Here is a 25373-nt window from a genome sequence, read left to right on the forward strand (position 1 = left end):
ACTGTAACGACCGGCGCGCGCACGACATCTAGGTGAGGTCGATGACCTGTCCCTGGCTGACGAGCTCGGTCGGGCCGGAGAACGTACTGCGGGCCTCGGCGAGGATCTCCGCGGAATCCGACCACGGCGCGACGTGGGTGATGGCGAGCGCACGGACGTTGGCCTTGGTCGCGGCCTCCCCCGCCTCGATCCCCGACATGTGCAGATCCGGTGGGCGTTCCGACGGTGCGTGTGTCCACGACGCCTCGCACAGGAACAGGTCCGCGTCGGCCGCGAGATCGATGAGTTCGTCGCAGGGTGCCGTGTCCCCGCTGTAGGCGATGACCTGCCCCTCGGGTCCGGTGATCCGCAATCCGAAGGTGTCGGGCGGGTGGTTGACGTTCATCGCCCGGATCCGCATCCCGCCCAGCGTGATCTCCTGATCGTCGCTCCATTCGTGGACGTCGAACGTGTCGGTGATGTCGTCGAGCTGGCCGGGGAACTCCGATGACCCGTAGCCGATCCGCAGCGCGGTGCCGTGCGGCCCGTACAACGGTGCCCGCCGGCTGGCCGGCTCGGGCGCGTACCGCCGCCAGACGAGCATCGCGGGGAGATCGAGACAGTGATCGGCGTGGAGGTGGCTGAGGACGACGGCGACGTTGCTGGGGTCGGCAACGCGCTGCAGCTCACCGAAGACTCCCGGGCCGCAGTCCACCAGTACCGGTTGTTCACCGGGAACGGAGAGCAGATAACCGGAGCACGCGGCGCCCGGCCCGCCCACACTGCCCGAGCACCCGAGGACCGTGAGACGCATAGGCCCCACTGTGCCACGATTCCGCGCCCGGGCGTCGGCATACGGGTCACAACTGCGCGGCGAAGCGCGGTGGGTTCCTCAGACGTGCTGCACGGCTCCGATGACCGGACCGAGGAATCGGTTCGAGAGCTTCGCGAAGAGGTCCGGATCGCCCGTCGCCTGGAAGACGCGGGTCGCGTCGCGGCCCGTGTGCGGATGCAGTAGGTCGGCCTCGGTGAGGACCCGGAAGAGGTCCTTCGCGGTTTCCTCCGCGCTCGACACCAGGGTCACCTCGTCGCCCATCGCGAGCTGGATGACCCCTGAGAGCAACGGATAGTGCGTGCAGCCGAGAACCACGGTGTCCACCCCGGCCTGCTGCAGCGGCTCCAGGTATCCCTGGGCGAGCCCCAGGATCTGCCGGCCGCTGGTGATCCCGCGTTCGACGAAGTCGACGAATCGCGGACACGGCACCGCGGTGATCACCGCGTCCCGCGCCGCCGCGAACGAATCCTGGTACGCCCGTGAAGAGATCGTGGCCTCGGTGCCGAGGACGCCGATCCGGCCCGTCTTGGTGGCGACCACCGCACGACGCACCGCGGGCAGCACGACTTCGATGACCGGGATCGGTGCGTACCGCTCGCGAGCATCGCGTAGGCAGGCGGCCGACGCGGTGTTGCAGGCGATGACGATGGCCTTCACGCCGCGCTCGGCGAGGTCGTCGCCGATCGCGAGGGCGTGGCGTCGGATCTCCGGGATCGTCAACGGCCCGTACGGCCCGTTGGCCGTGTCGCCGATGTAGACGATGTCCTCGTCCGGCAGCAGGTCGATGATGGCGCGTGCCACCGTCAGCCCGCCGACGCCCGAATCGAAGATCCCGATGGGCGCGTCCTGGCCGCCCGCCGCGATTATGGCGTCACCCCCGGGTTGGTGGCCGCCGGCTTGCGCCGATCGCGAGCCGCCAGCGCCCACGCCGCGAACACACCGGCGATCGCGCCGAACAAGTGGGCCTGCCAGGAGATCAGCGGATCCGAGGGCAGGACGCCCCAGAGGATCGATCCGTACACCAGGAACAGCACGAGGCCGCCGAGGATCTGCCACAGATCGCGGTTGAACAGACCGCGGACGATGAGGAAGGTGAGCCAGCCGAACACGATGCCCGACGCCCCGACGGTCACCGAGTACGGCGCCGCGAACAGCCAGACGCCGACCCCCGACACCACCCAGATGATGCCGGTGACGATCAGGAACCGCTGCGTCATGAGCACGAGGAAACACAACACCGCGCCGGGCATCAGATTGGCGAACAGGTGCTGCCAGTCGCCGTGGAGGAACGGCGCCCACACGATGCCGTCGAGCCCGTCGACCTGTCGTGGTTCGATGCCGTTCTGGTCGAGATCGACGCTCGTCGCCACGTCGATCGCCTCGATCACGAACAGCACCGCGACGATGCAGGCGGTGATGATCGCCGATCGCAACCACAGCGGGCGGGTGCGCCGGGTGGGCTGCTGCCCGACCGGCGGGGTGTACGAGCTCATGGCCTGGTGGTTCCTCGGGTAGCGGAGTTCCTCGGTAGCGGGATCATGCCCAGAGCTGGCCGTCGAGTGCCTGCTCCGCGTCGTCGAGACTACCTTCGTACGCCCCGGTCGACAGATACTTCCATCCCGCGTCGGGGACGACGAACCCGATGTCGGCACGGGTACCCGCTTTCAGGGCGCGACGGCCGATGCCACGCGCCGCCTGCAGGATCGCTCCGGTGGAGATCCCCGCGAAGATGCCCTCGAGCTCGATCAGTTCGCGGACGCGCGCGACCGCGTCGACGCCGGTCACCGAGAAACGCCGGGTGAGCACCGAGTCGTCGTAGAGCTCGGGGATGAACCCCTCGTCGATGTTGCGCAGACCGTAGACCTCGTCGCCGTACCGCGGTTCGGCGGCGACGATCTCGATGTCGGGATTGCGTTCGCGGAGGAACCGCCCGACGCCCATCAGGGTGCCGGTCGTCCCGAGACCGGCCACGAAGTGCGTGATCTCGGGCAGATCCGCGAACATCTCGGGCCCGGTGCCCTCGTAGTGCGCCGCGACGTTCGCCGCATTGCCGTACTGGTACAGCATCACCCAGTCGGGGTTCGCCGCGGCGAGTTCCTTGGCCACGGCGACCGCGGTGTTGGACCCGCCCGCCGCGGGCGAGGAGATGACCTGGGCCCCGAACATCCGCAACAGCGAACGGCGTTCCTCCGAGGTGTTCTCCGGCATCACGCAGATCAGCTCGTAGCCTTTGAGTTTCGCCGCCATCGCGAGCGAGATGCCGGTGTTGCCGCTGGTCGGCTCGAGAATGGTCGACCCCGCCTGCAGCAACCCGTCCCGTTCGGCCTGCTCGATCATGCGCAGGGCGGGACGGTCTTTGATCGACCCGGTGGGGTTGCGGTCCTCGAGCTTGGCCCAGAGGCGGACGTGCGGGCCGTCGTCGGAGTCGTGCCAGCGCGGCGAGAGCCGCTGCAGACCGATGAGCGGGGTGTTGCCGACCGAGTCGATCAGGGAGTCATAACGTGCCACGCTCAGCCGCCGGCGACCGCGGGCAGGATGGTCACCTCGTCGCCGTCGTCGATCGGGGTGTCCAGGCCGCCGGAGAAGCGCACGTCCTCGTCGTTGACGTAGATGTTGACGAAGCGGTGCAGCTTGGCGGTGCCGTTCTCGTCGGGCGCGACGAGACGTTCCTTCAGGCCGGCGTTGCCCGAATCGAGGTCGTCGATCAGCGCGGCCAGCGTCGAACCCGACCCCTCGACGCGCTTCTCCCCGCCGGTGTGGGTGCGCAGGATCGTCGGGATGGATACGGTGACAGACATTCTCAGCTCCTGATCTCGATCTCTTCTTCGGTGACCGCACCATCGACGATGCGATAGCTACGGATCTCGGTGGTCTCCGGATCGCGTGTGGACACCAGCACGTAATGCGCGCCGGGCTCTCCCGCGTAGGAGATGTCGGTGCGGCTCGGATACGCCTCGGTGGCGGTGTGCGAGTGGTAGATGACCACCGGCTCCTCGTCGCGGCGGTCCATCTCGCGCCAGACGGCGAGCTGTTCGGCCGAGTCGAAGCGGTAGAACGTCGGCGATCGCTCGGCGTTGACCATCGCGATGAAGCGCTGCGGGTCGTCGGACCCCTCGGGACCGGCGATCACCCCACACGCCTCGTCGGGATGGTCGGCGCGTGCGTGCGCGACCATGGCGTCGACCAGCTCCTGCCCGATCGTGAGCATCGGTGTCCCGTTCTCCTGTCCAGACGTGTACGCGCCCCGAGGTCGTTTCCGAAGGTCTCCTCGCGGGTGTCCCCATTGTGGCGGATCTCGCCGACGTGCAACGTCGGCGTCGCGGCACCTATTCCGCCACCAGGTCCCTCCACCTCGACGCGCGGGGCTGCATGAGCGGATCGACCGTCATCCGACGAGACGTCATTCGGCAACCGTACGTACCCCCGATCCGACGCGGGACGCCGCTAGTGTTGCGTCCCAACGGCACCGGGGGTGTGTCGAAAAGTCAACGGAGGAGGCGCTTCTCATGCAACGAGCCCAACGGGTGGCCGCGGCCGCACTGTCGACGGGGATCGTCGCCGCGATCGTTCTGACCGGATGTTCCACCTCCCAGACGGGTTCGCCGACCGCGACCAGGGCGTCGGCCTCGACCACGGTGATCGTCGACCCGGCGGCCCAGCTCGCGGCCGCGGCCACGAACACCGAGGCCCTGACCGGCGCCCACCTCGACCTCGTGGTCGACGGCACGGTCCCGAACCTGAACGCGAAGAAGGTCACCGCGGATCTGGTGACCACCCCGGCGGACGCCGCCAAGGGTGAGGCCACCGTGGTCTTCGGCACCAAGGACCCGCAGGAGGCCTCGGCCCCGTTCGTCTACGTCGACGGAGTGCTCTACGCCGACATCGCCGGGGACGGATACCTGAGCTACGGGGACGGGAAGTCCATCTACGACGTCTCGGTGTTCCTCGACCCGGAGAACGGCCTGGCCAACGTGCTGAGCGAATTCCAGAACCCGGCCAAGGTCGGCTCGGAGACCGTCGACGGCGTGGAGACGGCACAGATCAACGGCACTGTGCCGGCGGGTGCCCTCGCCGCGCTGACCGGCGCGCGTCAGGTCGTCGGGCCGCAGGACGCGCCGGTTCCGACCACTGTCTGGCTGACCACCGGGACCAACCAGCTCGCCCGGCTCGTCTTCAGCCCGAACCCCGCGGACCCGGACACCACGATCACCGTCGACCTGACCAAGTGGAACGAGACCGTCGACGTGGAGAAGCCCGACGTGATCCAGACGCCGACCGAGACCCCCTCCGGCACCCCGACTCCCGGCCAGCCCACCCGTGAACCGGCCGGAGGTTAGAACGCCATGCCCACCTCTGCCACTGCACACCGAGGAGCTTCCGTGAGATCCACCCGCCCGGGCCTGACCCGACGTGTCACCGTGCTCGCCGCCTCCGTGGCGGCGACCGCCTCCGCCCTCGTCGGCACCGCGGTCGCCGACCCGGCTCCGGCGCACGCGTACTACGACTACTACGGCGCGCTGGCGCTGTCGCCGTCGACCGGTTCGGTCGGCCGCGCCCTCGACTACGGGTCGTACGCCGCGGCCTCCGCCGCCGCGACGCGGGTCTGCCCGGCCGACGACTGCCGCGTCGTCGCGCAGTTCGTCAACGGGTGCGGCGCGATCGCGTCGTCGCCGAGTTACTGGGGATACGGCACGGGATCACGGCTCTACACCGCCCAGGCCAACGCGCTCTACTACGCGGGCGGCGGCTCGATCTACTACTGGGGCTGCACCAGCGGGCACGGCTGAGGGCGTCGGAGCCCGGCCCGCGGAGCGGTCATCGGAACGCCGACGGCGCCGCCTGCGCGTAGGTGGGGATCGATGCGACCGGTTCCGCCGCGAGGACCGCGTCGACGATCGCCCGCTGGACGACGTCGGCCGCGACCCGGCACACCTCGGCGACCACCGCGACGTCGGCGTGCATGCCCGCGGGCGCCGGCACGGGCGTCGCCGGCCGGACCGCGCCGGTCGCGATGCCGAAGACCGTGTCCCCGTCCAGCGGCGAGTGCGCCGGCCGGATCGCGCGCCCGAGACCGTCGTGCCCGGCCATCGCCAACCGCTTGGTCATCGGGGCGTCGAGGACGGCGTCGGTCGCCACGACACCGATCGTCGTGTTGAGCACGGTCTGTTTCGCGGCGAGGTCGGCGAGCCGGTCGAGGTCGGTGGCCGACGGACGGGACAATCCGAGATCGGCGAGTTCGGCCTCGCCCAGATCCCACGGCAACCCGGTCTGCGGGTCGATGACCGCACCGACCGGATTGGCGACCATCAGTGCACCGACGGTGATCCCGGCCGCGGGGCCGGCGTCGATCGTCACCGATGCCGTCCCGACCCCGCCCTTGAGCGCGCCGGCCCGGGCACCGACACCTGCGCCGACGCATCCGACGGCGAACTCGGTGTGCGCCGACCGAACCGCCTCCGCTCCGAAGTCCGCGTCGGGCCTGTGATCCCACGCACCCACCGGCAGGTCGAAGATCACCGCGGCGGGGACGATGGGCACCACATGGCCCCGATCGTCGAGCGGTAGGCCCACACCGTCGGCCTCGAGCGCGCGCATGACGCCGTCGGCGGCGGCCAGCCCGTAGGCGCTCCCCCCGCCGAGCACGATCGCGTGCGCGGTCTGCACCGTGTTCGACGGGTCGAGCAGGTCGGTCTCGCGCGTACCGGGACCGCCGCCGCGGACGTCCACCGCGGCGATCGCGCCCGGTGCCGACACGCGCACGACCGTGGTGCCGGTGGCCCATCCGTGGCCGTCGGGCGCCGCTGGGGATCCGGCCACCCGCGCATCGTCGTCGATGCGATGCGCATGCCCCACGGAGATGCCTGCGATGGCGGTGATGCGGTTGCCGGCGCGGGCCGGTCGACCGTGTGTGCTCACAGAACTCCTGACGTCGATGCGGACACAGACCTCGAACTCCCTGGACGTCGGCTCACATCAGCGCTTCGACGAGCAGATCCTGCATCACCGTGAGCCAGTGGTAGACGTCGAGATGCGCGGCGTGCGGGTGATCCGGCGGCAGCTGCTCGGGGGTGTCCTCGGAGATGCCGAGCATCGCGCCGAGCGCGAGCCGGACGTCGTTGAGCGCGGTGAGCCAGGCCGCGGCCTCCTCGGGCGTGAGGACGAGGTCCCCGCCACCCGCCGGGAGCGTGTCGAGCAGCACCCGGGCCGCACCGAGCTTGGCGTCGATGATCTGCGGCTCGTGCACGCTGCGCAGCGCCGAGTTCAGTTTTCCGTTGACGACCTCGGCGGAGAGCTCGTCGTCCTGGTCGGGGCGATGGAAGTCCGGTAGGAGGCGCCCGAGGGTGACGTCGTCGGGTGCCTCCGAGTGACCGACACTGATGCCGGTGAGCGTCGCCAGGTCGTCGTGGGGCGCGGAATCGGCCCGCTCGGTGAGTAGTTCGCACATCGAGGTGACCATGGATGCGAGCAGTTCTGCTTCGTGCGCGTCGAGCTGCGATGCGATCCGCATCGTGTCGCCGCGCCCTTTGCGTTTCCAGGTGCGCACGCGTTCAGTGTGCCCGGAGTGTGCGCGAAGCGGACCGGCCGGTCACGAATCCCGCTGCATCGTGGCCCACAGACCGGCGGCGTGCAGCTTCGCGACGTCGGCCTCGACCTTGTCGCGGTCGCCGGAGGACACCACGGCCCGGCCCTCGGTGTGGACCTGCATCATCAGTTCATTGGCCCGGGACTCGGAGTAGCCGAAGATCTTCTGGAAGACGAAGGTGACGTACCGCATCAGGTTGACCGGGTCGTCCCACACGATCGTCATCCAGGGCTTGTCGAGTCCCGCCGCGCCGTCGGCGACCTCTGGTTCGGCAACCGCCGTACCGCCGGGGGTAGCCTCGTGCGCACGAGTTTCGTCAGGCGCCATAGGGACAGGGTAAGCGATTGTGAGCATCGACAACACCGCGCTGCTGACCGATCAGTACGAACTGACGATGGTCGCGGCAGCGCTTCGCCACCCGGTTGCGCACCGCCAGTGCGTATTCGAGGTCTTCGCGCGCCGCCTCCCGGACGGTCGGCGCTACGGCGTCGTGGCCGGGACCGGCCGCGTCCTCGACGAGCTCGCGGCGTTCCGGTTCGGCGACGAGGAGATCGCCGTCGTCGAACGATTCCTCGAACCCGACACGGTGGCCTGGCTGCGGGACTATCGGTTCTCCGGTGACATCGACGGCTACCGCGAGGGCGAGCTCTACTTCCCCGGGTCGCCGATCCTCACCGTCCGCGCGACGTTTGCCGAGGCGGTCCTGCTCGAGACCCTGATCCTGTCGATCCTCAACCACGACAGTGCGATCGCCTCGGCCGCGGCGCGCATGGTCAGCGCCGCCGGGTCGCGGCCGATCATCGAGATGGGATCGCGGCGCACCCATGAGCGCGCGGCCGTCGCCAGCGCGCGTGCCGCCTACATCGCGGGCGTCGCCGCCACCTCGAATCTGGAGGCGGCGCGCCGTTTCGGCGTGCCCAGCGCCGGCACCGCCGCCCACGCGTTCACCCTCGGCTTCACCGGACCCGACGGCCCGGATGAGAAGGCCGCGTTCGCCGCACAGATCGAGGCCCTCGGCGTCGGCACCACACTGCTGGTCGACACCTACGACATCACCCAGGGCGTGCGCAACGCCATCGAGGTGGCCGGGCCCGGGCTCGGTGCCGTGCGCATCGACTCCGGCGACCTCGGTGTGCTCGCCCGACAGGTACGCGCACAGCTCGACGACCTCGGTGCGACGGAGACCAAGATCGTGGTCTCCGGCGATCTGGACGAGTACGCGATCGCCTCGCTCCGCGCCGAGCCCGTCGACACCTACGGTGTCGGGACCTCGCTGGTCACCGGTAGCGGGGCTCCGACGGCGGGGATGGTCTACAAGCTCGTCGAGGTCGACGGTCTGCCGGTGGCCAAACGGGCGAGCCACAAGGAGTCACGCGGTGGGGCCAAATCGGCCGTGCGTGCGGCACGATCGAGCGGCACGATCGTCGAGGAGATCGTCTATCGCGCCGACGGCACCCGCCCCGCGCCGAACGGGCTCGGCTTCCGGGACCTGCAGATCCCGCTCGTCCGCGGCGGCACGCCCGTCGAGGCGCTGCCGACACTCGCCGATGCCCGCGCCCATCTGGCGGCCGGCCTGGTCAGTTTGCCGTGGGAGGGTCTGGGCCTGTCCCATGGAGATCCCGCGGTGCCGACCCGCTACGAACTCGGCTGAACCGCCCCACACGCCCGGACCCGATGACCCCCGACGACAGGAGACATGGATGAGCGCCGAACGCAGCGACGGCACCCGTCCCGCCGACGCGCTGATCGTCGTCGACGTGCAGAACGACTTCTGCGAGGGCGGAGCCCTCGGGGTCAACGGCGGCGCCGCGGTGGCGCGGGCGGTCACGTCGATCCTCGACGAGTATCGGACCGTCGTCGCGACCCGCGACTACCACATCGACCCCGGTGCGCATTTCTCCGACGAACCCGACTTCGTCGACACCTGGCCGCCCCACTGCCGCGTCGGCACCGACGGAGTGGCGTTCCATCGCGAGTTCGACGCCGGCGCCACGCACGAGGTCTTCTCCAAGGGCGAGTACAGCGCCGCGTACTCCGGGTTCGAGGGTGCGGCGGAGGACGGCTCGACCCTCGCCGCATGGCTGCGCGAGCGGAAGGTGAAGTCGGTCGACGTCGTCGGCATCGCCACCGACCACTGCGTGCGGGCGACCGCCCTCGACGCGGTCGAGGCCGGGTTCCGCACCCGGGTGCTGCTCAACTTCACCGCCGGCGTCGCGCCGGAGACGACCTCGACGGCGCTGTCGGCGTTGCGGGAGGCGGGCGTGGAACTCGTGGGCGACCTGCTCTACGACGGGTCGAGCCGGACCGGATAGCCGGCCGCCGACCTCGCGATTCTCGATCCTGGCGTCGATCGAGGGAACCGACCGGCGCCGCGACACGTCTGAGACAACACGCCCTTACCCGTACGCGAGCTCACCGCGACCACAGCAAGGACAACCGGAACCCACCTCATGCCCAACACACCCCCGGTGACCGACCTGCTCGACGCTGCGGTCACCGCACTCGGCGGCCGTCGCCGCGACGGCCAGGTCGCGATGGCCTCGGCGGTCGCGCACGCCATCGACACCGGTGAGCACCTGGCCGTCCAGGCCGGCACCGGCACCGGCAAGTCGCTGGCCTACCTCGTGCCGGCCATCCGCCACGCCGTCGAGAGCGGCCGCACCGTCGTGGTGTCCACCGCGACGATCGCGTTGCAGCGTCAGCTCATCGAGCGCGATCTCCCTCGCCTGGCCAAGGCGCTGAAGAAGCCGATCGGCCGCGAGCCCACCTTCGCGATCCTCAAAGGTCGCGGAAACTATCTGTGCCTGAACAAGATCCATTCCGGAACCGCGGAGGAACCGGACACCGAGCTGTTCGACCCGTTCGAGTTGTCGCGGACCGGCCGGGAGGTGACGCGCCTGCGAGAGTGGAGCAGCGACACCGAGACCGGTGACCGCGACGACCTGGTCCCCGGCGTGTCCGACCGGTCGTGGCGGCAGGTCAGCGTCACCGCACGCGAGTGTCTCGGCGCGGCCAACTGTTCCTACGGCGAGGACTGCTTCGCCGAGCAGTCGCGCCGCCGGTCCGGCAAGGTCGACGTCGTGGTCACCAACCACGCCCTGCTGGCCATCAACGCGACGAGCCCGGCGAACGTCCTGCCCGAGCACGACGTCGTCATCATCGACGAGGCCCACGAACTCGTCGACCGGATGACCTCGGTGGCCACCGACGAGCTGTCGGCCGCCTCGGTGGCGCTCGTCGCCCGCCGGTGCGGGAAGCTCGTCGACGAGGAGACCGCCGATGCCCTGCTCGGCGCCGGTGAGCAGCTGGGTGAGCTGCTCGACTCCGCACCGATGCGCCAGTGGACCGGCCTGCCGGCCGACGCCACCGCGGTGCTGGTCATGCTCCGCGACCGACTGTGGCAGGCCCGTACCGCCATCGGTCCCGTCCGGATGGCCGGCGCCGACGACGGTGCGGCGGCCGCCCGATCGGCCGCGCTGACCTCACTGGAGGACATGCACGACACCGTCGTGCGGATCCTGGGTGCGTTCGACGAACCCGACGAGGCCAAACGACGCGACGTCGTGTGGGCGTCGCTGGACACCTCGCGCCGCGGCGCCGAACCCCGGCCGATCCTGCACATCGCGCCACTGTCGGTCGGCGGCCTCCTGCGGGCCTCGCTGTTCGCCGACGCCACGGTCATCCTCACGTCGGCGACTCTCACCATCGGCGGCTCCTTCGACGCCCTCGCCGCGACCTGGGGACTCCCGGCGTCCGGGCGCGGGACCGACCGTCCGGTGACGGACGAGACGAACGTCTCCGACGTCACCGCGAGCGGGAAGGCGGTCCCCTCGGATTCGGGTTCGGCCCGCTGGACCGGTCTCGACGCCGGCTCGCCCTTCGACTATCCGCGGTCGGCGATCCTCTACGTCGCGCGCCACCTCCCCCGGCCCGACCGCTCGGGCATCGCGTCGCGGACGATGGACGAGATCGCCGAACTCGTGAACTCCGCCGGCGGTCGCACGCTGGGCCTCTTCTCCTCCATGCGCGCGGCCCGCGAAGCCGCCGACGCGATCCGCGACCGCACCGATCATCCCGTGCTGTGTCAGGGCGACGACACCACCTCGACCCTGGTCCGGCGGTTCGCCGACGATCCCGCGACCTGCCTGTTCGGCACGCTGTCCCTGTGGCAGGGGGTCGACGTACCCGGCCCGTCGCTGAGCCTGGTCCTGATCGACCGCATCCCCTTCCCGCGTCCCGACGACCCGTTGCTGACCGCTCGACAGCGCGCGGTCGACGCCCGCGGCGGCAACGGGTTCCTGTCGGTGGCGGCCAACCACGCCGCCCTGCTCCTCGCCCAGGGCGCCGGCCGGTTGCTGCGTTCGGTCGACGACCGCGGTGTCGTGGCGGTCCTCGACTCCCGGCTGGCGACGGCCGGTTACGGCGGCTATCTGCTCGCGTCGTTGCCACCGATGTGGCGCACCACCGATCCCGCGGTGGTCCGGTCGGCACTCGCCCGGCTGACCGATCCCGCTCGTTCGGTGGGCTGACCTCGACCGACCCGGAGAGCACCCGACGGGGCCGACACGGCCGCGCGGTCCAGGACAAGACAATCCCGTCCGCGGGGCACTAGGTTGGGTACCGGTGATACCAACGAAGGCGAGACCGACAGCGCACCCCGGCCAGTCACGGGAGCTGACGACAGGAGGCTCCACGTGATCGGGCGCATGGGTATCGACGACATCGCACCCCTGGTGTCGGCGGGCCAGCAGCCAGCCAAAGCCGTTGTGGGAGAATACTTCCCGGTCAGCACCACGGCCTGGCGCGAGGGGCACGACGCCCTGGGTGTCACACTGCACGTCGAGGCGCCCCGCCGCGAGGCATTCGACATCCGGATGGTCCCGGCCCCGGAACCGGACACCTTCAACGCGGCCTTCGTGCCCGACGCCGTCGGGTTCTGGTCCTACCGCATCGAGGCCTGGAGCGACCCCTACGCCACGTGGCGGTCGGCCGTCATCAAGAAACTCGACGCCGGACAGGGCGCGGCCGACCTCGCCAACGACATCGAGACCGGGGCGCGGGTGCTCGACACAGCCGCCGGGTTCGTCTCCGGCGAGGACCGCGAGTTGCTGCTCGACGCCGCTCGTCAGCTCCGGGCGCGCCGGCGCCGCGTCGAGAACCGGGTGGGTCTGGCCATCTCCGACGAGGTGGTCGAGTTGCTCTCCGCGCACCCCGTTCGCGAACTCGTCACCAAGAGCCGCACCTACCGGGTGTGGGTCGACCGCACCCGGGCGCTGTTCGGCTCGTGGTACGAGCTGTTCCCCCGCTCCACCGGCGGCTGGGACGGCGAGGGCAATCCCGTCCACGGCACGTTCCTCACCGCCGCCCAGGACCTGCCGCGCGTGGCCGACATGGGATTCGACGTCGTCTACCTGCCGCCGATCCACCCCATCGGCGAGGTCAACCGCAAGGGTCCCAACAACACGCTCGTCGCGGGACCCGACGACGTCGGTTCGCCGTGGGCCATCGGGTCGGCGGACGGCGGTCACGACGCGATCCATCCCCTCCTCGGCAGCGAGGAGGACTTCGAGTATTTCGTCGGCCGGGCTCGGGAACTCGGATTGGAGGTCGCGCTCGATCTGGCACTGCAGTGCGCGCCGGACCATCCGTGGGCGATCGAACACCCCGAGTGGTTCACCACCCAGCCCGACGGCACCATCGCGTTCGCGGAGAACCCGCCGAAGAAGTACCAGGACATCTACCCGCTGAACTTCGACAACGACCGCAACGGCATCTACCGCGCGGTGCTGAAGGTCGTCCTGCACTGGGTCGGGCTCGGCGTCGACATCTTCCGCGTCGACAATCCCCACACCAAACCGCCGAACTTCTGGGAATGGCTGATCAGCGAGGTCAAGAAGCGGCACCCGGACGTGCTGTTCCTGTCCGAGTCGTTCACCCGGCCGGCCCGGCTCTACGGCCTCGCACGACTCGGCTTCACCCAGAGCTACACCTACTTCACCTGGAAGACGCTGAAGTGGGAGCTCGAACAGTTCGGCCGGGAGATCGCCGACCACGCCGACGAGGCCCGTCCCAATCTGTTCGTGAACACCCCCGACATCCTCCACGCGAGCCTGCAGCACGGCGGACCGGGCATGTTCGCCCTACGCGCTGCCCTCGCCGCCACCCTCGCCCCGACGTGGGGCGTCTACAGCGGGTACGAACTCTACGAGCACGTCGCCGTCACCGAGGGCAGCGAGGAATACCTGAACTCGGAGAAGTACGAGCTGCGGCCCCGCGACTACAAGGCCGCGGCGAGTCGTGGCGAGTCACTCGAGCCGTGGATCACCTCGCTCAACGAGATCCGCCGCCGCCACCCGGCGCTGCAGCAACTTCGCAACATCCACTTCCACCACGTCGACAACCCATCGCTCATCGCCTACTCGAAGATCGATCCCGTCTCGGGCGACCGCGTGGTCGTGATCATCAACCTGAATCCGTTCGGCGCGGAGGACTCCACGGTCTGGCTCGATCTGCCGAAGCTCGGTTTCGAGTGGTACGACCACTTCTCCGTCCGGGACGAGGTCTCGGGCGAGGAGTACTGGTGGGGCCAGGACAACTACGTCCGCCTCGAGCCCTGGCGCGCGGTGGCGCACATCCTCGCCCTGCCGCCCCTCGACCCCGCCGTCGCACAGCAACTCGCCCTTCGGATCCAGTGAGGTATTCGTGACCGATCGCCCTGATCCGCCGGGCCTGCCGGACCTGCCGGACCCCGCTGCCACCGACCACGACCTCCGTCGGCTGGCCGCGCAGACCCATCCCGACCCGCACGCGTTCCTCGGTGCCCACGACGCCCCCGGCGGCACCACCATCCTGCGTACGTTGCGCCCGGACGCGCTCTCGGTGTCCGCGGTCATCGGCGGGGTCGATCACCCGATGACCCGCCAGACCGACGACCTCTGGGTGGTCACCGTACCGATGGCCGACCTGATGGACTATCGGTACCGCGTCGTCTATCCCGATTCCGCCGGCGGCACCGCGGAATTCGTCGTCGCCGACGGCTACCGCTTCCTGCCGAGCCTCGGCGAGATCGACATCCACCTGTTCAGCGAGGGCCGTCACGAGTCACTGTGGAACGCCCTCGGTGCGCGCGTGACGTCGTACACGACCACCGACGGCGAGGTGAACGGCACCGCCTTCTCCGTGTGGGCACCGAATGCCCACGGCGTCACCGTGATCGGCGACTTCGACGCCTGGACCGGACGGGTCGCGCCCATGCGCAAGGTCGGGGTCAGCGGCGTGTGGGAGGTCTTCGTCCCCGACGTCGGCGACGGCACCCACTACAAGTTCCGCGTCCACGGAGCCGACGGCGTCATCCGCGACAAGGCCGATCCCATGGCCTTCCGCACCAGTACCCCGCCGGCGACCGCGTCGCGGGTCACCGTGTCCGAACACGTGTGGTCCGACGACGCCTGGATCGCTCGCCGGGAGCGGTCGGCACCCGAACGTGAGCCGATGAGCGTCTACGAGGTCCACCTCGCGTCGTGGCGTCAGGGCCTCGGGTACCGCGAACTCGCCCACGAACTGGCCGAGTACGCGGTCGAGAAGGGCTTCACCCACGTCGAGTTCCTACCCGTCGCCGAGCATCCGTTCGGCGGCTCGTGGGGCTATCAGGTCACGTCCTACTACGCGCCGACGGCCCGCTTCGGGACGCCCAACGACTTCCGCTACCTGGTCGACCATCTCCACTCCCGCGACATCGCCGTCATCGTCGACTGGGTGCCGGCCCACTTCCCCAAGGACGACTGGGCGCTGGCCCGTTTCGACGGCACCCCGCTCTACGAGCACGCCGATCCGATGCGCGGTGAGCAGCTCGACTGGGGCACCTACGTCTTCGACTTCGGTCGCCACGAGGTCCGCAACTTCCTCGTCGCGAACGCCCTGTTCTGGTTCAGCGAATTCCACATCGACGGTCTGCGCGTCGACGCCGTCGCCTCGATGCTGTACCTGGACTACTCGCGCCCGGCCGGGCAGTGGCGCCCCAACGTCCACGGCGGCCGCGAGAACCTGGAGGCCGTGCAGTTCCTCCAGGAGACGAATGCGACCGTCCACAAACACTTTCCGGGCGTGATCACGGTCGCCGAGGAGTCGACCGCCTGGCCGGGCGTGACCCGCATGACCGATCTCGGCGGGTTGGGTTTCAGCTTCAAATGGAACATGGGCTGGATGCACGACACCCTCGACTATCTGTCGCGCGACCAGATCCACCGGAGCTTCCACCACCACGAGATCACCTTCTCGCTGGTGTACGCGTGGAGCGAGAACTTCGTGCTGCCCCTCTCCCACGACGAGGTCGTGCACGGCAAGGGCACGCTGTGGACGCGGATGCCGGGCGACTCGTTCGCCAAGGCCGCGGGTGTGCGGGTGTACCTCGCCTACATGTGGTCGCACCCGGGTAAGCAGTTGCTGTTCATGGGACAAGAGTTCGGGCAGACCGGCGAGTGGGCCGACAACCGCAGTCTGGACTGGCATCAGCTGGAGGGCTGGGAGGGCGAACTGCATTCCGGCATCTCGGCTCTCGTCACCGACCTGAACCGGATCTACCGCTTGCGACCCGCGCTGTACTCGCAGGACACCGACCCACTCGGCTACGAGTGGATCGACGCCAACGACACCGCGAACAACGTGATCAGCTTCCTGCGATACGGCACCGACGGCTCGGTCGTCGCCTGCCTGTTCAACCTCAGCGGTTCCGATCGCTCCGACTATCAGGTCGGGCTGCCGTCGGCGGGCGTCTGGGACGAGATCCTCAACACCGACGCCGACGCCTACAGCGGCGCCGGACGCGGCAACATGGGGTCGGTCACGGCGGACGGTCCGTCATATCACGGGCGTCCCGTGTCGGCGCGGGTCATGCTGCCCGCCAACTCGGCGATCTGGCTGGTGCCGCGGCGGAGCCGGCCCGCCGTGGCCTCACCCCGTCAGTAGAGCGCGCTGGCGAGCTTGCGACGGGCGCTCACGACGAACTGTTCGGCGGGATCGAAGAGTTCGAACAGCTCGAGCAGTCGCGTGCGCGCACGGGTGCGCTCCTCGCCCGCGGTCACCCGGACCACGTCGATGATGCGGTCGAACGCGGCCTCGGGTTGCTGCGACAGCAGCAGGACATCCGCGGCCGCGAGTTGCGCGTCGACGTCACGCGGGGACGCCGTCTCCACGATCGCGGGATCGTGCGCCTGCGCACGCAGGATGAACTCGAGATTGCGTGCGGCAGATGCCGCTTCGAGGTTCTCCGGCTCCGCCTCGGCGATGGCCCGATAGTCTGCGAGGGCACCGTCGAAGTCACCGTCGTTCAGCTTCGCCTCGGCCGCGACCAACCTCGGGTCCTCGGGTTCCGGTTCGGGAGCGGGCCCGTCCGGCACACCGGGCAGGACGTCGCCGACCTGGGCGAAGATGTCGTCGATCCACTGGGTGATCTCGGCCTCGGAGCGGACACCGTTGAAGGCGGTCACCGGCTGACCCTGCACGATCGCGACGACCATGGGGATCGACTGCACCCGGAACGCCTGTGCGATACGCGGATTCGCATCGACGTCGACCTTCGCCAGCATCCAGCGCCCGCCCGATTCGGCGGCCAGACGCTCCAGGACCGGCGAGAGCTGCTTACACGGACCGCACCACTCCGCCCACAGGTCGATGACGACGAGTTGCTGCATCGACCGGTTGAGGACCTCTGCCTCGAACGTCTCCTCGGTGACGTCGAGGACCGCTGCCGACGCGGGTCCCGCGCCGGCGGCCGCCGGTTGTCCGCCCGGGGCAGGCGCCTGACCGGGCTGGGCCGCCTGGGACTGTGCCCGTTGTGCCTGCGCGCGTTCGGCTTCGGCGCGCTCCTTGAGGCCGCCGAGATCCACCGCGCCGGACATGGCCATGGCTGCTGCCGCCTGCTGTCGGGCCGCGGCGGCGGCCTGCTGACGATTGGTTGGTCGCGTCACCCCTCCAGTGTGTCACGACCCGCGACGCGGAATCAGTCGGCGTCGCGTGAACCGGCCCCGTCCGGGGTTGCCGCGCGGGCACCGTCGGGACGAACGACGGGCGCGAGTGCGACGGCGAGTGCGAGTGCCACCACCGCGGCGAGCAGTCCGGTGTTCAGCGAGGTCCGGCTGCTGATGAAGCCGACGACCGCGGGGCCGGCGAGCATGCCGAGGTATCCGCATCCGACGACCGCGGAGATCGTCCGACCGCTCGACTCACCCGACAGATTGCCCGCCGCGGTGAAGATCTGCGGGATCAGGCCCGCCAGGCCGAGCCCGAACACGCCCCACCCGACGATCGCGAGCGCGGGTACGGGCGAGAGCACCGCGATCACGATGCCGGCGGTGCCGAGCAGACCGCCGTAGCGAACGACGGCCACCGGGCCCACCGACGCGACCACCGGGTCGATCACGAACCGCGTCACGGTCATCGTCGCGCTGAATGCGCCGAACGCGATGGCGCCGACCGCCTCGGCGGAGCCGAAGGTCTCCACCACGTGCAGTGCACTCCAGTCGTAGGCGGTGCCCTCGGCCAGCATCAGCGCGAAGGCGACCACCGCCAGGAGCACGAGGCGCCGCCGGTCCACGGTGTGCCACCACTTCGCGGACTCGGTGTCCGAGGTCCGACCGCCTCGTGCGCCCGTCTCGTCGGAGCCGACCTCGCGGCCGGCCAGTCCACGGGCGTTCCACGCGACGACGCCGACACCGGCCACCGCGGCGCAGGCCACCGTGAGGATGACTCCGACGTCGGCCCACAGCGTCGCGGCGACCACTCCGGATCCCACCAGGCTGCCCGCGGAGAAGAAGCCGTGGAACGACGACATGATCGGACGGCGGTAGGCCCGTTCCACCACAACTGCCTGCGCGTTCATCGACACATCGAGACAACCGTTGGCGAAGCCGAAGGCGACGAGTGCGGCGGCGAGGGTCAGTGCGTCGACGGCGAGCACCGGCGCGATGATCACCGCCGACAGCAACACGGCGGCCCCGATGGTCACCGGGCGGGAACCCCGACGGTCGATCAGGCGGCCGCAGACCTGCATGCCCACGAACGCCGAGGCGCCGAGCAGCAGGAGCAGGCCGCCGAGTTGATCGTGGCCGACCCCGGTGCGCTCGCTGATGACCGGGATGTGCGCCACCCACATCGCCGCGAGGAACCCGTTGAGCGCAAAGATCGCCCCGACGCTGCGGCGTGACCGGCGTAGCGTCGGGGCGATCGAAGGTGCGGTCGGGGCGGTCAGGCTGTGGCCTGCCTCGGTGCGCGATCGGTGGACAGCTCGGCGAGATGGCCGTTACGGCGCGCCCACCACTCGAACACGATCGTGCCGAACGGCGGCAGGCTCGACACCAGCGCGAGCAGGGTCACGATCGGGATCCCGATCCGGCGCGAGCCCACCGGCAGCTCCCACTTCACGGAGTTCCACTTGAGCTGCACAGCCGTGACGAGGGCGACGACCACGAAGAGCACGAAGACGATCCCGTGGATCATTCCCGGCTTGGCAATCGCCTCGTCGTCGTCGTTCACCCGCTTGACGACCATGGCGACCAGCAGTATCGCCCAGGTGATCGCCTCGGCGACGGCGACGAACCGGAAGCGCTTGGCGGGTGTGGTCAGGTCGAAGAATGACAGCATGGCCCTCATTGTGCCGAATCGGACAGAAAACTACTACAAGGTGTCGTAGACGTCTCGTTCCTCACGCCTTCGGAACCCGGATGATCAGGGCGTCGCCCTGGCCGCCGGCTCCGCACAGCGCAGCCGCCCCGACACCACCGCCGCGTCGCTTCAGCTCGAGCGCCACATGCAGCGCGATCCGCGCGCCGGAGGTGCCGATCGGGTGCCCGACCGCGATCGCGCCGCCGTTGACGTTGACGATCTCGGGGTCGATGCCGAGTTGCTTGGTCGAGGAGAGTCCGACGGCCGCGAACGCCTCGTTGATCTCGATGAGGTCGAGGTCCGCCGGCGCGATGCCCTCGCGGTCACAGGCCTTGACGATGGCGTTGGCCGGCTGCGCCTGCAGGCTCGAGTCCGGTCCGGCGACGACCCCGTGGGCGCCGATCTCGGCCAGCCACGTGACACCGAGCTCCTCGGCCTTGGCCTTGCTCATCACGACCACGGCGGCCGCGCCGTCCGAGATCTGCGACGAGTTGCCCGCGGTGATGGTGCCGTCCTTGCGGAAGGCCGGCTGCAGGCCGGACAGCGACTCGGTGGTCGTGTTGGCCCGGATGCCCTCGTCCTCGGCGAACTCGATCGGGTCGCCCTTGCGCTGCGGGATGGACACCGGGACGACCTCGTCGTCGAAGACACCGTTCTTCCATGCGGCGGCGGCGAGCCGGTGGCTGCGCGCGGCGAACTCGTCCTGCTGCTCACGGGTGAAGCCGTCGGCGTCGTTGCCCTGCTCGGTCAGCGCCCCCATCGGCTGATCGGTGAAGGCGTCGAACAGTCCGTCGAAGGCCATGTGGTCGACGAGTTCGGTGTTGCCGTACTTGAAGCCGCCGCGGCTGTTGGGCAGGAGGTGCGGTGCCTGCGTCATCGACTCCTGGCCACCGGCGACGACGACGTCGAACTCCCCGGCCCGGATGAGCTGATCGGCCAGCGCGATCGCGTCGACGCCCGACAGGCACATCTTGTTGATGGTCAGGGTCGGGACGTCCCAGCCGATGCCCGCCTTGATCGCCGCCTGGCGAGCAGGCATCTGACCGGCCCCCGCGGTCAGCACCTGGCCCATGATCACGTACTGGACCTCCGAGGCGGGTACGCCGGACCGCTCCAGCGCGCCCTTGATGGCGACTGCGCCGAGGTCCACTCCGCTGAAGTCCTTCAGCGAGCCCAGCAGGCGGCCGAAGGGTGTGCGTGCACCGGCGACGATGACCGTTGTCGTGTCGGCAGTCGAAGTCATGAAGGAACCTCCGGGGGTGTCGAAAAGGGGGCCAACCGAGCGCCCGCTCTGTGCGCTCAACACCTCAACGCTACCGTTGTCCCATGTCTTCCTCTGCAACGGACCCCAGCACCACCGCACTGATCTCCGACCTGATCATCGCCATCGATCACGTCGGCATCGCCGTCCCCGATCTCGACGCCGCGAAGGAGTGGTACGCCACCCACCTCGGGTTCGAGACGCTGCACCAGGAGACGAATGCCGAACAGGGTGTCGAAGAGGCCATGGTCGGGCCGGCCGGCGGCACCGGCGCGGTGATCCAGTTGCTCGCGCCGCTCGACGAGTCCTCGACGATCGCCAAGTTCATCGACCGGAACGGCCCGGGTCTGCAGCAGCTCGCCGTGCGCGTCACCGACGTCGACGCGGTGACGGCGCGACTCACCGAAGCCGGCGTCCGGGTCCTCTACCCGGCAGCCAAGCGAGGCACCGCCGACTCGCGGATCAACTTCGTCCACCCCAAGGACGCCGGTGGCGTCCTGCTCGAACTCGTGGAGCCCGCCGCCACCGCGCACTGATATCCCGCAACGGTCGAAAACCGTTGCGTCACTGACCGACTCACCGTGCCGAGCCGGTCGGGCCCGCCGGCGGCCCGACCCGCTCGGCACGTCCGCGTGCGGCGTCGCCGAGGCCGGGGAGATCCCGCGCGCTCTCCGATACACTGGCCGCCATGCCAGGTCCCGCACGGCAATTGCCCTTCGCGATCGTGATGCGCGGTTATGACCGTGAGCAGGTCGCCGACCACCTCCAGCGGCTCGACGCCGATCTGCGCGTCCTCGCCGCGGATCGCGACGCCGCCACCGCCAACGCGCACGAACTCGCCGCGCATCTCGAGGACGCCCGCGACGAGATCGCCGAGCTCCGTCGCGAGGTCGACAAGCTCTCGGTCCCGCCGACCACCGCGCAGGGCATGAGCGAGCGACTGTCCCGGATGCTGCAGCTGGCATCCGACGAGGCGTCGGAGATGCGCGCCGAGGCCTCGGCCGAGGCCGCCGAGACGCTGTCCATCGCCCGCCAGGAGGCCGCCGACATGCGGTCTTCCGCCGCGACCGACGCCGAGCGTGTCCGGGGCGAGGCCCGCACCGCCGCGAAGAAGCTGGTCGACGAGGCCGCCGCCCGGGCCCGGCAGGTCAAGGAGACCGCGGCCGCCAACGAGTCGGAGTCCGCGCGCCTCATCGCCGAGCGCTCCGCCGCGATGGAGGCCGAACACAGCAAGACGATGCAGGCCGCCAAGGACGAGGCCCGTCGACTCGTGGAGAAGGCGAAGGCCGACGTCGCCGAGATGGAGGCGGTCAGTGCCGCCGAACGCAGGGCCGAGCGGGAACGCCACGACGCCGAACTGGCCGACCAGCGCGAACGCGCTCTCGACGAGGCGGCTCACATCCGGCAGACCGCACTGGACATCGCGACGGAGCGGCTCGACCGGTCACGCGAACTCGCCCAGGCGGCCGATCGCACCCGTCAGGACATCGCCGCGAACCTCGGACATCTCCGCGACAAACTGGCCGAGCTCCCGGAACTGCTGGCCCAGCCGGACGATTCCGAGTACTCCGTGCTGTCCGACTCCGACGACCTCGAGCTCCTCAACCGCAAACTGTCGCCCGAGGCGCGGTCGCCCGAGGTGCGATCCAACGCCTGACTGGAGGACTGTCCGCTGGTCGAGCTGGTCGAAGCCACTCCTCAGAAGAGCCGGAACTCCGTACTCTCCGCTCCGCGCAGTTCGTCGTAATCCAGCACCACACACCGGATTCCGCGGTCCTCGGCGAGCGTCCGGGCCTGCGGCTTGATCTGTTGCGCGGCGAAGACCCCGGCCACCGGGGCGAGCGTGGTGTCGCGGTTGAGCAGGTCGAGGTACCGCGTCAGCTGCTCGACGCCGTCGATCTCACCGCGTCGCTTGATCTCGACCGCCACCGTGGCACCCGACGCGTCCCGACACAGCAGGTCGACCGGCCCGATCGCGGTCATGTACTCGCGGCGGATGAGGGTGTGACCCGGACCGAGCGTCTCGACGTGCTCGGCGAGCAGTTCCTGCAGATGCGCCTCCACGCCGTCCTTGACGAGACCGGGGTCGACCCCGAGCTCGTGCTGCGAGTCGTGCTCGATCGACGCGATCGTGATGCGGAGTTCCTCACCGGCCTTGTTGGTGACGACCCAGTACGCCTGTGCCTGCGTGCCGTCGGGAACCTGCGCCTCGGTGAGCCAGCACGGCGGACTCATCCAGTTCAGCGGCTTGTAGGCCCGGTCGTCGGCGTGCACGCTCACCGACCCGTCCGACTTGATCAACAGCAACCGTCGAGCCATGGGCAGATGAGCGGTCAGCCGCCCCACGTAATCGACCTGACACTCCGCGATGACGAGACGCACGTGCCCACCCTAGGCCATCCGGACGAGGGTTTCGGTGACCCCCTGTCCGTCGGCCACGGGTCGCTGCTCACCGGTCGTAATAGTGCTTGAGCAAGAACGTCTCGGCGTCGGTGATCGCGTCGCCCATGGTCGAGTGCACGTGCGGTAGCGCCGGATCGAAACCCTGGAGTTCTTGCGGCGCATCGAGATCGGGCAACGCCGTGTCGTTGCGGTGGCGGTCCACACTGGCTCGCACCACCCCGTCGGGGTCGACGAGCATCGCCCGTCGACCGGTCTGGTCTAGCCGCCGCTTCATGCTCAGGACCATGGTGCGGGCGACGGCGTCGATCACCCCGATCCGCGAGATCTCGACGATCACCACGGTGTACTGGTTCATGTCGGCTTCCAGACGGCGATGCACGCTCTCGGCTCCGGCGAAAGTCAGATCACCCTGGAGTTCGTATACCCGTATGGTGTCGCGGCAGGTCCGCAGATAGCTGCGCTCCCGCTCGCTCCACTCCGCTCCCACGGATGTGTCCGAGAGGTCGTAGACCGACCGGATTGTCACCCGGCTCTCCCTGGTCACGTTGAACATGTGCAGTCCGAGATCCTTCGACAACGAACGGCACACCTGGACTCCGCGGACGCTGTTGCCGTGCTCGTCGAGGCGGGGTGAGTACACCCCGATGCCGAGCTGGCCCGGCAGGACCGCGAGGATGCCGCCGCCGACGCCGCTCTTGGCTGGCAGGCCGACTGTGGTGACCCAGTCACCCGCACCGTCGTACATGCCGCAGGTGGTCATGACACTGAGGAGGCGTTGCGCCGTCTCACCGGAGAACACCGAACGGCCGGTACGCGGGTTCACCCCACCGTTGGCGATGGTGGCTCCGATTCCGGCGAGATCGTCGGTGGTCACGCGAATCGAGCACTGCCGGTAGTACAGGTCGAGCGCGGCGTCGGGACTGGTCTCGAGCGCCCCGAAGCTGTCGAGCATGTAGGCGATCGCCCGGTTGCGCGATCCGGTGGCCGACTCCGAGGCATAGACGTCCTCGTCCATCGTCAGTCGTCGACCGGCACACCCGGAGTAGAACTCGAGCACGTCGGCGAACGCCGCCGCCACCGCGGCCTCGTCGACGGCGTCCATCGGCGGCAACAGCATCGACGCCGCGAAGATCGCGCCGGCGTTGATCATCGGGTTCTTCGGCCGGCGCCGGTCGTCGACGCTGATCTCGTTGAACGCCTCCCCCGACGGTTCGACGCCGATTTTCGCGTCCACTGCGACCGCACCGTGCTTCTGCAACGCCATCGCGTACGTGAGCGGCTTCGACACCGACTGGATGGTGAACGCCGTGGCCGTGTCGCCGTGCGAGTAGGTGTGTCCATCGTGCACACAGAGGGACAGCGCATACCCGTTCGGGTCCACCGCAGACAGTTCCGGGATGTAGTCAGCCACCGCACCCCCATGATCCGATCGGCACTCGTTCATGATGTGGCTGAAATATCCGTCGACGAGGGACTCCATGTCCTCCATCTAAGCGTGTCCCGTGCCACCCCGACACCGCGACGGATCTCCGCCGCGTCGGGTACACCCCGGGGCTCCACCCGATGACTAGGCTGGCGATGACCGGGGACCGAGACACCGACGCTGGGAGTACCCATGAAGTTGCTCGTCGCATACATCGCGACCTCGGGAGGCGACGACGCGGTCGCTCTGGGTGCCTGCCTTGCGCGCACCTTCGACGCCGAACTCGAACTCTGCATCGTCATCCCACCGGAGCCGGAGAGCACCGACCCGTCCGAACAGGTGTCGGTGGAACGCCTCTCCGACGCCCTGGACAGCGCTGCCCGACGCTGGCTCGACGCGGCGGCAGCCAAACTGCCCGACGACATCGAGACCACCACGACGATCGCCGAACATGCCAATCCGGGTGAGGGACTGATCGTGCAGGCCCGACGGACCTCGGCAGACATGCTGGTGATCGGCGGCGCAGGCGGCGGCATCCGCGGACGACACACGCTCGGGACCGTCGTGAACGACATCCTGCACTCGGCACCCGTCCCGGTCGCGGTGGCGCCACCGGGATTCGCTCACCTCGGCGCCGACGAGGTCCGGGAGATCTCGGTTGCGATCGGCAGTCGACCCGGGACCCAGCTGCTGTTCCAGACCGCGCTTCGCAGCGGCGTCCGTGCCCAACGGCCGATCCGCTTGATCTCGCTGGTGGCCGTCGACGACGTGCAACCGTGGCGCACCGAACCCGAGGAACGCGCACTCGACTCCGCTCGGGAACACGCACGACGCAGTCTCGAGGCGGCCAGAGAGCAGCTGCCACAGGACTTTCCGGTCAGCTCCGCGGTGGCCCAAGGATCGACGATCGAAGACGCGGTCGGTTCGCTGGACTGGCAGGACGGTGACGTGGTGATGGTCGGGTCGAGCCGGCTCGCGGCGCCCAGCACCTTGTTCCTCGGAACAACCGCGGCCAAGATCCTCCGGGCGGTGTCCGTGCCGATGATCGTGGTACCCAAGGGCACCGACTGAACCTGGACACTGATCCAGAAATGCACTGTGGCCCCTCACGAATCGTGAGGGGCCACAGTGGGAAATTGTGTTCGGCGGTGTCCTACTCTCCCACACTGATTAGGGTGCAGTACCATTGGCGCTGGAGGGCTTAGCTTCCGGGTTCGGAATGGGGCCGGGC

Annotated in this window: 25 protein-coding genes and 1 rRNA gene; 10 read left to right on the forward strand and 16 right to left on the reverse strand. The window is 69.4% G+C overall.

Annotated elements, in window-relative coordinates; translation table 11 throughout:
- Positions 1-28: 28 nt before the first annotated feature.
- From ABIC25_RS02745 to ABIC25_RS02770, 6 genes are all read right to left on the reverse strand, one after another.
- Positions 29-793, reverse strand: coding sequence for a cyclic nucleotide-degrading phosphodiesterase (locus ABIC25_RS02745; protein ID WP_004019531.1), 765 nt, complete (start codon positions 791-793; stop codon positions 29-31).
- A 78-nt stretch (positions 794-871) separates the two neighbouring features.
- On the reverse strand, positions 872-1678 hold the full coding sequence (gene murI / locus ABIC25_RS02750) for a glutamate racemase (protein WP_180819514.1): 807 nt from the start codon (positions 1676-1678) through the stop codon (positions 872-874).
- A complete protein-coding gene (locus ABIC25_RS02755; protein ID WP_101822813.1) occupies positions 1678-2307 on the reverse strand; it encodes a rhomboid family intramembrane serine protease in 630 nt (209 codons plus the stop codon). The genes murI and ABIC25_RS02755 overlap by 1 nt, the downstream gene beginning before the upstream one ends.
- 43 nt (positions 2308-2350) lie before the next feature.
- Entirely contained in the window at positions 2351-3322 is a 972-nt protein-coding gene (locus tag ABIC25_RS02760) for a PLP-dependent cysteine synthase family protein (RefSeq protein ID WP_354559810.1), read from the reverse strand.
- A gap of 2 nt (positions 3323-3324) precedes the next feature.
- A complete protein-coding gene (locus tag ABIC25_RS02765) occupies positions 3325-3612 on the reverse strand; it encodes a MoaD/ThiS family protein (RefSeq protein ID WP_064571500.1) in 288 nt (95 codons plus the stop codon).
- 2 nt (positions 3613-3614) lie between these two features.
- On the reverse strand, positions 3615-4022 hold the full coding sequence (locus ABIC25_RS02770; protein ID WP_004019526.1) for a M67 family metallopeptidase: 408 nt from the start codon (positions 4020-4022) through the stop codon (positions 3615-3617).
- Between the two features lie 298 nt (positions 4023-4320).
- Between ABIC25_RS02770 and ABIC25_RS02775 the strand changes: the two genes are divergently transcribed.
- Both ABIC25_RS02775 and ABIC25_RS02780 read left to right on the forward strand, forming a co-directional pair.
- Positions 4321-5151 carry an LppX_LprAFG lipoprotein gene (locus ABIC25_RS02775; RefSeq protein ID WP_248645210.1) on the forward strand — a complete coding sequence of 277 codons (831 nt, stop codon included), beginning with the start codon at positions 4321-4323 and terminating at the stop codon, positions 5149-5151.
- Between the two features lie 42 nt (positions 5152-5193).
- Positions 5194-5601 carry a DUF4189 domain-containing protein gene (locus ABIC25_RS02780; protein ID WP_231896014.1) on the forward strand — a complete coding sequence of 136 codons (408 nt, stop codon included), beginning with the start codon at positions 5194-5196 and terminating at the stop codon, positions 5599-5601.
- A gap of 28 nt (positions 5602-5629) precedes the next feature.
- Here ABIC25_RS02780 and ABIC25_RS02785 read toward each other — a convergent pair whose 3' ends face one another.
- Genes ABIC25_RS02785 through clpS form a run of 3 tightly spaced genes read right to left on the reverse strand, consistent with a single transcriptional unit; the run spans position 5630 to position 7724 of the window.
- Positions 5630-6730 carry a P1 family peptidase gene (locus tag ABIC25_RS02785; RefSeq protein ID WP_354559812.1) on the reverse strand — a complete coding sequence of 367 codons (1101 nt, stop codon included), beginning with the start codon at positions 6728-6730 and terminating at the stop codon, positions 5630-5632.
- 52 nt (positions 6731-6782) lie between these two features.
- Positions 6783-7358, reverse strand: a complete 576-nt coding sequence (gene aosR, locus ABIC25_RS02790; RefSeq protein WP_354559813.1) for an oxidative stress transcriptional regulator AosR — start codon at positions 7356-7358, stop codon at positions 6783-6785.
- A gap of 42 nt (positions 7359-7400) precedes the next feature.
- Entirely contained in the window at positions 7401-7724 is a 324-nt protein-coding gene (clpS, locus tag ABIC25_RS02795; protein WP_033203522.1) for an ATP-dependent Clp protease adapter ClpS, read from the reverse strand.
- A 19-nt stretch (positions 7725-7743) separates the two neighbouring features.
- Between clpS and ABIC25_RS02800 the strand changes: the two genes are divergently transcribed.
- The 5 genes from ABIC25_RS02800 to glgB all read left to right on the forward strand — a co-directional run bounded on the left by ABIC25_RS02800 (position 7744) and on the right by glgB (position 16361).
- The gene (locus ABIC25_RS02800; RefSeq protein WP_354559815.1) at positions 7744-9048 is read left to right on the forward strand and encodes a nicotinate phosphoribosyltransferase; all 1305 of its coding nucleotides are present in this window, start codon (positions 7744-7746) and stop codon (positions 9046-9048) included.
- Between the two features lie 49 nt (positions 9049-9097).
- Entirely contained in the window at positions 9098-9709 is a 612-nt protein-coding gene (locus ABIC25_RS02805; protein ID WP_248645207.1) for an isochorismatase family protein, read from the forward strand.
- Between the two features lie 138 nt (positions 9710-9847).
- Positions 9848-11926, forward strand: coding sequence for an ATP-dependent DNA helicase (locus ABIC25_RS02810; RefSeq protein WP_101822802.1), 2079 nt, complete (start codon positions 9848-9850; stop codon positions 11924-11926).
- 165 nt (positions 11927-12091) lie between these two features.
- Entirely contained in the window at positions 12092-14092 is a 2001-nt protein-coding gene (locus tag ABIC25_RS02815) for a maltotransferase domain-containing protein (RefSeq protein WP_354559817.1), read from the forward strand.
- A 7-nt stretch (positions 14093-14099) separates the two neighbouring features.
- The gene (gene glgB, locus ABIC25_RS02820; protein ID WP_354559819.1) at positions 14100-16361 is read left to right on the forward strand and encodes a 1,4-alpha-glucan branching protein GlgB; all 2262 of its coding nucleotides are present in this window, start codon (positions 14100-14102) and stop codon (positions 16359-16361) included.
- On the opposite strand, the gene ABIC25_RS02825 is transcribed toward glgB, so the two are convergent.
- From ABIC25_RS02825 to ABIC25_RS02840, 4 genes are all read right to left on the reverse strand, one after another.
- On the reverse strand, positions 16355-17299 hold the full coding sequence (locus ABIC25_RS02825) for a tetratricopeptide repeat protein (RefSeq protein ID WP_004019515.1): 945 nt from the start codon (positions 17297-17299) through the stop codon (positions 16355-16357). The two genes, glgB and ABIC25_RS02825, sit on opposite strands and share 7 nt — an antisense overlap.
- A 95-nt stretch (positions 17300-17394) precedes the next feature.
- Positions 17395-18546, reverse strand: a complete 1152-nt coding sequence (locus ABIC25_RS02830) for an MFS transporter (RefSeq protein WP_354559820.1) — start codon at positions 18544-18546, stop codon at positions 17395-17397.
- A gap of 92 nt (positions 18547-18638) precedes the next feature.
- On the reverse strand, positions 18639-19034 hold the full coding sequence (locus ABIC25_RS02835) for a DUF3817 domain-containing protein (protein ID WP_004019513.1): 396 nt from the start codon (positions 19032-19034) through the stop codon (positions 18639-18641).
- Positions 19035-19095: 61 nt separating this feature from the next.
- Positions 19096-20298, reverse strand: coding sequence for an acetyl-CoA C-acetyltransferase (locus tag ABIC25_RS02840; RefSeq protein WP_354559822.1), 1203 nt, complete (start codon positions 20296-20298; stop codon positions 19096-19098).
- A gap of 83 nt (positions 20299-20381) precedes the next feature.
- On the opposite strand from ABIC25_RS02840, the gene mce reads away from it, so the two are divergent.
- Positions 20382-20852: a methylmalonyl-CoA epimerase gene (gene mce, locus ABIC25_RS02845; protein ID WP_239402681.1), complete on the forward strand. Its 471-nt coding sequence runs from the start codon at positions 20382-20384 to the stop codon at positions 20850-20852.
- A 152-nt stretch (positions 20853-21004) separates the two neighbouring features.
- Positions 21005-21973: a coiled-coil domain-containing protein gene (locus ABIC25_RS02850; protein ID WP_004019510.1), complete on the forward strand. Its 969-nt coding sequence runs from the start codon at positions 21005-21007 to the stop codon at positions 21971-21973.
- A 41-nt stretch (positions 21974-22014) separates the two neighbouring features.
- Here the strand turns inward: ABIC25_RS02850 and nucS are convergent, their stop codons facing one another.
- Positions 22015-22698 (reverse strand): endonuclease NucS, encoded by a 684-nt coding sequence (gene nucS / locus ABIC25_RS02855; protein ID WP_004019507.1) that lies wholly within the window; start codon positions 22696-22698, stop codon positions 22015-22017.
- Positions 22699-22765: 67 nt separating this feature from the next.
- Entirely contained in the window at positions 22766-24199 is a 1434-nt protein-coding gene (gene glsA, locus ABIC25_RS02860) for a glutaminase A (RefSeq protein ID WP_354559824.1), read from the reverse strand.
- Between the two features lie 135 nt (positions 24200-24334).
- Between glsA and ABIC25_RS02865 the strand changes: the two genes are divergently transcribed.
- Entirely contained in the window at positions 24335-25213 is an 879-nt protein-coding gene (locus tag ABIC25_RS02865) for a universal stress protein (protein WP_354559826.1), read from the forward strand.
- A gap of 69 nt (positions 25214-25282) precedes the next feature.
- Here the strand turns inward: ABIC25_RS02865 and rrf are convergent.
- Positions 25283-25373: ribosomal RNA gene (gene rrf, locus ABIC25_RS02870) — 5S ribosomal RNA — on the reverse strand; the annotation flags it as partial.

The organism is Gordonia sp. PvP123 (assembly GCF_040547295.1).
Classification (GTDB): domain Bacteria; phylum Actinomycetota; class Actinomycetes; order Mycobacteriales; family Mycobacteriaceae; genus Gordonia; species Gordonia terrae.